The sequence below is a fragment of the Collinsella sp. LCP19S3_B11 genome (genome assembly GCF_052121915.1).
Taxonomy (GTDB): domain Bacteria; phylum Actinomycetota; class Coriobacteriia; order Coriobacteriales; family Coriobacteriaceae; genus Collinsella.
This window is the reverse complement of the sequence record NZ_JBQKDI010000025.1, coordinates 1-8,017: the sequence shown is the minus strand read 5'-3', so window position 1 is coordinate 8,017 and position 8,017 is coordinate 1. Positions and strand designations below refer to the sequence as shown.

Here is an 8,017-nt window from a genome sequence, read left to right as displayed (position 1 = left end):
CAAGCCGTGACCGGAATCGGTGAAAATACGTTAGCGCAACCGGTGAAACCGCCTTTGCGCGAACGGCGCGCCTGTTTAGCGAAACTGGTGAAAAATAGATTGACGCTAACACGACGTAGCCAGGTGCGCGGAGACGGGACGCACGAGGGATACGGGAGAGGGGTCGGGGCGGTTCGGCGGCTGCCGGAGCTATCGCCTGCACCCGCCCCGGGGAATGGTTGGCGGACCCGTCGCCCGGGCACGCCCCCGGGGAGGCCGGGGTGCCCGGGGCCGGGTGCCCTAGTTCTCCTCGGCCTCCTCGGCGAGGCGCTGGGCGGCCAGCTCGGGGGTGAGGCCCTTGTACTCGGTCTCGCGGCCCTTGGCGCTGACGACGCGGACGACCTCGCCGATGAGCATGAGCACGATGAAGATGATGATCATCGGGACCTTCTCGCCGACCTCGGCGGCGGAGAACGGCACCAGCGTCGCGACGATGGCCAGGATCAGCTCGATGCAGGGGATGGCCAGCATGACCTTCATCATCGCGCCCTTGAACGGGAACGTGAAGATGCGCTCGCGGTTCGGGTCGTTCTTGCGGAGGTTGAGGAACGCCGGGAACATCGGGATGTAGGTGAGCAGCAGGAAGACGACGGAGGTGCCGAAGAGCATCCAGAAGACGCCGTTGGAGATGGCGTCGACGGGAACGAGCTGCAGGCAGAGGACCAGGGAGGCGACGACGGCGTTGACCAGGTTGGCGCCGTTGGGCATGTCGTCCTCGGAGATCATCGAGGCGAAGACCTTGGGCATGTTGCCGTGCTCGGCGGCGTAGCGGGCGACGGAGTTGACGCCGAAGGACCAGGCGGCCATGTTGGCGAACAGGGTGATCAGGAAGGCGATGCAGATGACCTTGAAGAGCACGGAATCGCCCACCATGGTCTGGACTGCGACGATCATGCCGTAGTCGGGGTCGATGGAGTCGGCCGGGATGGCGGCGCCGATGCCGAAGCCAGCGAACAGGTAGATGGCGCCAATGGTCAGGCCGCCCAGGATGATGGACTTCGGAATGTCGTGGGTCGGGTTCTCCATGTCCTTGGCGAAGGTGCAGATGACCTCGAAGCCCGTGAAGTTGAAGATGATGATGGACAGGTAGCCCAGGGCGTTGGTGTTGGTGAGCTCGGGCAGGAAGGTGGCGGCGGACATGTCGTTCGCGAAACCGTTCTCCATGGCATACCAGATGCCCAGGGCGCCGACGATGACGGCAACGGCGACCTTGATCAGGGCGCCACCGTTGAGGACCCACTCGGAGTCGGCCGCCTTGGAGCGGCCCATGAGGTAGACGATCCACACGAAGGCGAGCTCGATGCCCATCTTGGCGATCAGGTTGAACTCGACGCCGAAGACCATGCCCAGGATGTCGGGGAACATGGTCGCCAGCGAGGCGATCCACAGGGGGTAGTTGACCCAGTAGTAGTACGAAATGCGGGCGCCCCACTTGTCGCCCAGGCCATCGCGTACCCAGTCGTAAATGCCGCCCTCGCCGTCATAGGTGGTGCCGAGCTCGGCGACGACCATGCCGTAAGGGAGCAGGAAGGTCAGGATCAGGAAGATCCACCAGAAGAACTGCTGGTTGCCAATGGCAGCAGCAGGAGCGGCGGCCTCGCAAACGAAGACGACGCAGATGATGGTCGAAATGACCGTCAGGAAGGAAAGCTTTTTCTTTCCGTCACTCATATTTAATCCTTTGCTCAGTCGTTTTCAGACAGGGCGCCAGTGCTTACGCGCAGTGGCGCAGATGATGGGCAGCAAGAGACAAGCATCTGCTGCCGCCCATCAGAAAGCATCGTACAGGCCATACCACACGTCGGTGTAGATGAAGTCGGCGCCCTTGATGCACTCGGTTGTCGTCGGAGACTTTGCAGTTCTCCTCGCCGATGGCCATGAGGTCGCCCATCTCCTGCGAAGGCGGGCGAGCCGTAGCTCGCCCGACCTGGTACGTCTTACAGACCGTGCTTACCGAGAGCGGCCATGCGCTCATTGATGGTGGCGCGGTATGCCGCAGCCTTCTGCTCGTCGGGCTCGCTCTGGGGGCACAGAGTGGCCAGGATGGCGCGAATGGAGTGCTTGCGGTTCTCGGCCTCGACCCAGCACAGGGAGCGCTCGGGATCGTCCATGACCTCGTCGACGACTTCCTCGCCACGGTTGGCGGGCAGGCAGTGCATGAACATGCTGTTCGGACCGGCAACGTTCATCATATCCCAGGTCACCTGGTACTTCGGATAGAACACATCCATGTAGCTGGAGCTGGAGACCTCACTGTCGTAGAGGCCGTACCACACATCGGTGTACACGAAGTCGGCGCCCTCGATGCAGGAAATGTCGTCGGAAATGGTGATGGTGCCGCCGGAGACCTTGCAGTTCTCCTCGCCGATAGCCATGAGATGCTTGCCGAACTCGGCGCGCTCCTCATCGGTGCCAATATGCAGGCAGCCGTCGGGAATCTGATGCCCCTTCGGTCCGAACTGCACGAAGTCCATGCCCATCTTCGTGCAGATGAACATGAGCGACGCGCAGGTCTGGGTGGCATCGCCGATCCAGGCAAACTTGCAGTCCTCGATCTTCTTACCGGCGGGCAAGTTCTCGATCATGGTCATGAGGTCGCCGAGCTCCTGGGTGGGATGGTTGTACTCGCTCATGCCGTTGATGACGGGGGCCGCGGAGTACTTCGCCAAGCTCACTACATCCTTATGACGATCGACGCAGGCCATGAGGATGTCGACGAGGCTTCCCATAACGCGGCCGGAGTCCTCGATGGACTCATGGCCACCCAGCTGGATGGAGCCGGGGCCGAAGAACTGGGCGTGACCGCCGAGGTCGCTCATGGCCGTCTCGAAGGAGATGCGGGTACGGGTGGACACCTGCTGGAAGATCATGCCGAGGGTCTTGTCCTTCAGCAGGTGCGGGTACTCGCCGCCCTCCTTGATGAGCCCCTTCATGGCGATGGCCAGATCTACCATGCCGAGCAGCTCTTCTTTTGTGAAGTCGTTGGTGTCGATGTAATCTTTGACCATTGAAATCTCCTTCAAAATTCGTTGGCCGGACCGCCCCTTGCGGACCGTGCTCCCATGAAGCGCCCCGAAATGAGCGAGACGCTCCCTTGCGCCACACAGCATGGGGCGCACCCGTAGTTTTGAGAAGAGATAACCAGGATTATTTTCAGATTACATTAGCTCACCGCACACCTTACCCTGGCTAATCCTAGCTAATCCTAACTAATCCTAACTAGTCCTAACGCCTAGACGGATTGATATTGAACTGGTTTCTTCGCCCTGTGCGCCGCTGTCAACACCTTGCGCCTCCGTTCTAAGGAACCGACGCGCCCGACGCCCAAGAATACGTAGACGAGCTGCTCCTCGCCCTCTGCGAGCACTGTCACCTGACCGCGCGCGAGCGCATCATCTTGAAAGAGGTGCTGCAGGGCAAGGACAACCAGGACATCGCCAGTTCGCCGCAACTGGCCCTGGGCACCGTGCAGGCCCATGTGCACAACATTCTGAAGAAAACCGGCACCACCACCCGCCAAGAACTCACCCAGCTGTTCTGGAAGGGATGAAGAACGGCCGAAGACGGCTGATCCCGTAGGGGGCGGCCGCAGCCGGTGTGAGGGAGATTGGATACAGACTTAACGGAGTCGACCCCGACGATGGTCAGCTTGGCATCGTCGATGTTCACGGTGAACTGGTCGGTCACGTCATTGCCGTCGGAATCGATGACGACAGCTTGGCCGGAAACCTTGACAGGGTACTCGCCCGCATCGGTGCCCGTTGCAGAAGCCTCAACGCCGGAAACGTAGAAGGTCTGACCATTGATCTGGAACTCCAGGGCCTCGAAACCGGATACGGACTTCTCGGTGCCGTCGTAGGTCACGGACTTGGAATTGGGAGTGAGGGTAATCTGGTGCTTCTCGCTACGGTCGGTAACGGTCAAGGTTCCATACGTCTTGTTGATCTGATAGTTGTCCAGATTGGTTCCCTCGTTGGGGATGCATTCGAACGCATTCTCGGAGGAGCCGACGATCTTCTGCGAGCCGGTGAAAGAATAGGTGGCACCTTGGCCATCGACCCAACCAGTATCCCGGGCAGCCTCCCCAACGGTGACCTTGTGATTGGTCAGGGGCTTGCCGTCGTACTCCTTGGAACCACTCGCGGAGGTCAGGGTGACCGGACGCTTTTCGACCGTCAATTTACCTTCGTTCTTCACGATGTTGTAGTATTCGGCAATAGACGGGTCGAGCGTTACACGAATCGCATTTTTCGATATGCCACAATCGGTCTGAGAACCTACAAACTCTATTTCCATATGGTGAATAATAACCGAGTCTTTGTTGGCTATGCGTCGTTTGAATGTAATTACTCTCTAATAAATCATATTTGTTACTTTTCAGCACCACCAAACCAGATTCTGCCTCCTTCGAACCAGGCACCCACCCCATCAAGATCACGAAGCATCCCCGCCCTCAGCCTCGACCTGCTAGTCATGTGCCTGTTCACCTTGGAGAAAGCATGCCAAAGGCAGCGCTGGACCATGGTTTGCGGCCACACCTCCGCGACCGCGCGATGAGGACGACGAGGTCCCTGGCGAGGTATATGCCGTCGGCGAAGACGACCCTGTGGACCTCGTCGACGCACTCGGGCATGGGCCAGACCTCCCGGAACTCGGCCGTCCTGCTCCTGAAGGCCCGCCCGCCGCAGTAGGGGCAATAGACGGCCTTCATGGGCACCTCTTCCGAAAAGGTATTTAACGGTTCCGGAAAAGGTTATCTGCCTGCGGGAACGATAGGCAACCGGACACACATTCTGTCCGAGCGGTTAAAAGCGGGCACGGTATTTATACGGCTAAAAAAGGGGCATCGACCTGCGCCGATGCCCCCCAACAGGACACACGTTTTGTCCTATAAGCCTTAGCCAACAGATTGCCTGCACAAAAAACATGGCCACCCGCAAAGGGTGGCCATGTAGATTCTATCTGCAAGAAATCTTTTGCGTGCGTGGTGTGCTTTCGCGCATTCAGTCATGCGCACCTTCGCGCTTTCACACTCTAGCACGTTCATGCGTTCATGCGTTCACGCTTTCCGTATTCTCGCGTTCGCGCTTTCGTACTGGTCTATTCGCCTGTGCGAATTACCACGTGCGGGAATTCATCTGGCGGAACTGAGCAACGGTTGGAGCGTGCGAATTCATGCCGCCGTCAACGTTGATGATCTGTCCCGTGGTGTAGGTACTTTCATCGGAGCCAAAATATACGGCTGCATGAGCAATGTCTTCTGGGCAACCGTAGCGGTTAACCATGATGCTACCCAAGAAGATATCTTTGAGCATCTGAGGAACCTTTGCCTCGTTTTCTGGCGTAACAATCAAGCCTGGACGGATGCAATTGCAGCGGATGTTGTCTTTGCCGTATTGCAAGGCAACGTATTGCGTGAAGATGTCTACGCCCGCCTTGGCGCATGCATAAGCGGTAGAACCTAAGTCGCCTGCACATGATGCCATAGAGCCAATGTTGACGATTGCGCCGCCACCAATTTCTTTCATGTAGGGGATAGCGCACTTCGTTGCATAGAAGGTGCCGCGCAGGTCGCTTTCCAAAATAGCGTCCCACATTTCAAGGGTGAGCTCGTCAACACGACCGTCCTTGAGGGCAACGTTTGCTGCATTGTTTACCAAAATATCGAGCTTGCCGTATTGCTCTACAGTGTCTGCAATAAGCGCTTCGATGCTTGCTGGTTCGGTAATGTCGAAATAGTGGAAGCTTGCCTTGCCGCCTGCTTCAACAATTTGATCAACTACAACTTGGCCTTTTTCGGCACGACGACCACTAATAACAACCGTTGCGCCCTCGGCTGCGTATACCTTTGCGATACCGATGCCAATGCCGCTGGTGGAACCCGTTACGATAGCAACTTTGCCTTCGAGTCTACCCATTGTGTTCCCTTTCTCGTTCAAATAGTCGATAAGGTATTTGTATTCCTTTTTTGCGTGTTTGTGAATATTTGCATAGAAAAAGCGGATGGCAGGCGTGTGGATTTCGGCAGGAAGGGAAGGGGCCGGCCGCGTTGCGTGCACTGCCGTATTCTTTTCTGCAGGAAAATATGTTGAGCTGCTCGTTTTTCTGTTTGAATAGTAGACAGATTTAGCATGGTCAGAGGCTGCTAGCAAACAATTTACCCCCTCAACAAAACGCTTGCTCTCTGACATGCCATGCTCGCGCACAAAGTTGGGGCCTTCCCAGACGGGAAGGCCCCTTTGCTGATTATCTTAGCGCTTCATTTCAATGGAGCTGCACCAATGGTATCCGTGCTTATTTATAGTTGTTGCGCTTTCTGAACGTGAAGAGCGCCCCAGCACCGGCAGCGATCGCCACGCCGCAGATGCCCATCAGGTACAGGGCGGCGCTATCGCCGGTGTGAGGGAGATTGGATACAGACTTATCGGAGTCGCCCCCGACGATGGTCAGCTTGGCATCGTCGATGTTCACGGTGAACTGGTCGGTCACATCGTTGCCGTCGGAATCGATGACGACAGCTTGGCCGGAAACCTTGACAGGGTACTCGCCTGCATCGGTGCCCGTTGCAGAAGCCTCAACGCCGGAAACGTAGAAGGTCTGACCATTGATCTGGAACTCCAGGGTCTCGAAACCGGATACGGACTTCTCGGTGCCATCGTAGGTCACGGACTTGGAGTTAGGAGTGAGGGTGATATGGTACTTCTCGCTACGATCGGTAACGGTCAGGGTTCCATACGTCTTGTTGATCTGATAGTTGTCCAGATTGGTTCCCTCGTTAGGGATGCATTCGAATACATTCTCAGAGGAGCCGACGATCTTCTGCGAGCCGGTGAAAGAATAGGTGGCACCTTGGCCATCGACCCAACCAGTATCCCGGGCAGCCTCCCCAACGGTGACCTTGTGATTGGTCAAGGGCTTGCCGTCGTACTCCTTCGAACCACTCGCGGAGGTCAGGGTGACCGGACGCTGTGCGACATTCAATGGAGCATAACTAATGGTAATAGCGTAGTGTTCCTTGAAGTATTCCTCACTACCCGAAGGAAACTCTACGTCAAACGTATTATCCGATTCGCCAGCATTCGTCTGAGAACCGGTCATCGTGTATTTAACTCTGTCTCTGTCAGCAGAAATCCAACCCTCCCCATCTTCATTAATTCCTGTGACAGTAAGAGGGGTGCCGTCATAGATCTTTTCGCCATACGAGGAAGACAAACGTACGGTACGCTTTCTAATCTTGATTCGAATTGTCTCTTCATCCAAATCACCTCCCGAAACCTTCAAAATCACGCTGCCGATTTCAGTTCCCGTCACAGTAACGCGAGATGGATCATCCGTTTTCTTTACAGTGATAGCTCCAGTTTCGCCGTCCTTTTCCCAGCTCCAATCATAACTTGACCTTTCTGTCAAGTTATGATAGCTCGTAATTTCATACCAAAAAATCGGGTCTGTTTTGCCTTTTATTCCCTTAAGCTCGGAGTCGCCTCCCGTATCAGCGAAAGCTGCGACGGGCAGAAAAGATGCTGCCAGCACTGCCGCCAGCATCACCCTCGCAAATCTTTTCGCAAGCGATTGGGAGAGAACTGCAGTTGCGACCTCTCCCCATTTGGAGAATTTGGCATCCATGAAGCTCATGTCTGCTCCAATCGCATCGAATTGAACCAACGTAAAACGCAACACGACGTACAGTTTGTTGCTGCGTTTTTTCCATACGGTAAAGAATAACCGAATCTTTGTTGGCTATGCGTCGTTTGAATGTAATTACCCCTCTAATAAATCATATTTGTTACTTTTCAGCACCACCAAACCAGATTCTGCCTCCTTCGAACCAGGCACCCACCCCATCAAGACCACGAAGCATCCCCGCCCAGGGTTGATTTCCGATCTCAGCCGAACACATTGAGCTGATGGCACGCTCCCGCAGTCAACCGAACGCCCCCGAGGTCCTATCCGGGACCCGGGGGCGGCATTTTCCCAGTTG

7 protein-coding genes are annotated in these 8,017 nt (G+C 56.3%); 2 read left to right on the top strand and 5 right to left on the bottom strand.

The annotated features are described in order from the left end of the window. Positions 1 to 279 precede the first annotated feature (279 nt). Both ACTQV4_RS09820 and ptcA read right to left on the bottom strand, forming a co-directional pair. A complete protein-coding gene (locus ACTQV4_RS09820; RefSeq protein ID WP_441036946.1) occupies positions 280 to 1,710 on the bottom strand; it encodes an APC family permease in 1,431 nt (476 codons plus the stop codon). A gap of 266 nt (positions 1,711 to 1,976) precedes the next feature. Further along, positions 1,977 to 3,047, bottom strand: coding sequence for a putrescine carbamoyltransferase (gene ptcA / locus ACTQV4_RS09815; RefSeq protein ID WP_441540981.1), 1,071 nt, complete (start codon positions 3,045 to 3,047; stop codon positions 1,977 to 1,979). A gap of 398 nt (positions 3,048 to 3,445) precedes the next feature. Between ptcA and ACTQV4_RS09810 the strand changes: the two genes are divergently transcribed. Both ACTQV4_RS09810 and ACTQV4_RS09805 read left to right on the top strand, forming a co-directional pair. Further along, positions 3,446 to 3,589: a helix-turn-helix transcriptional regulator gene (locus ACTQV4_RS09810; protein WP_441541052.1), complete on the top strand. Its 144-nt coding sequence runs from the start codon at positions 3,446 to 3,448 to the stop codon at positions 3,587 to 3,589. A 47-nt stretch (positions 3,590 to 3,636) separates the two neighbouring features. After that, positions 3,637 to 4,596 (top strand): hypothetical protein, encoded by a 960-nt coding sequence (locus ACTQV4_RS09805; protein WP_441569743.1) that lies wholly within the window; start codon positions 3,637 to 3,639, stop codon positions 4,594 to 4,596. On the opposite strand, the gene ACTQV4_RS09800 is transcribed toward ACTQV4_RS09805, so the two are convergent. From ACTQV4_RS09800 to ACTQV4_RS09790, 3 genes are all read right to left on the bottom strand, one after another. Then, on the bottom strand, positions 4,523 to 4,750 hold the full coding sequence (locus ACTQV4_RS09800) for a hypothetical protein (RefSeq protein ID WP_441569744.1): 228 nt from the start codon (positions 4,748 to 4,750) through the stop codon (positions 4,523 to 4,525). The genes ACTQV4_RS09805 and ACTQV4_RS09800 overlap by 74 nt on opposite strands. A gap of 406 nt (positions 4,751 to 5,156) precedes the next feature. Continuing rightward, on the bottom strand, positions 5,157 to 6,230 hold the full coding sequence (locus ACTQV4_RS09795) for an SDR family NAD(P)-dependent oxidoreductase (protein ID WP_441049115.1): 1,074 nt from the start codon (positions 6,228 to 6,230) through the stop codon (positions 5,157 to 5,159). Between the two features lie 103 nt (positions 6,231 to 6,333). Continuing rightward, on the bottom strand, positions 6,334 to 7,671 hold the full coding sequence (locus ACTQV4_RS09790) for an LPXTG cell wall anchor domain-containing protein (protein ID WP_441569742.1): 1,338 nt from the start codon (positions 7,669 to 7,671) through the stop codon (positions 6,334 to 6,336). Positions 7,672 to 8,017: the final 346 nt, after the last annotated feature.

What these genes read in the sequence shown, in the direction of transcription:
- ACTQV4_RS09820 (WP_441036946.1), bottom strand. Translation starts at nt 1,710, where the DNA reads ATGAGTGACGGAAAGAAAAAGCTTTCCTTCCTGACGGTCATTTCGACC.
- ptcA (WP_441540981.1), bottom strand. Translation starts at nt 3,047, where the DNA reads ATGGTCAAAGATTACATCGACACCAACGACTTCACAAAAGAAGAGCTG.
- ACTQV4_RS09800 (WP_441569744.1), bottom strand. Translation starts at nt 4,750, where the DNA reads ATGAAGGCCGTCTATTGCCCCTACTGCGGCGGGCGGGCCTTCAGGAGC.
- ACTQV4_RS09795 (WP_441049115.1), bottom strand. Translation starts at nt 6,230, where the DNA reads ATGTCAGAGAGCAAGCGTTTTGTTGAGGGGGTAAATTGTTTGCTAGCA.
- ACTQV4_RS09790 (WP_441569742.1), bottom strand. Translation starts at nt 7,671, where the DNA reads ATGAGCTTCATGGATGCCAAATTCTCCAAATGGGGAGAGGTCGCAACT.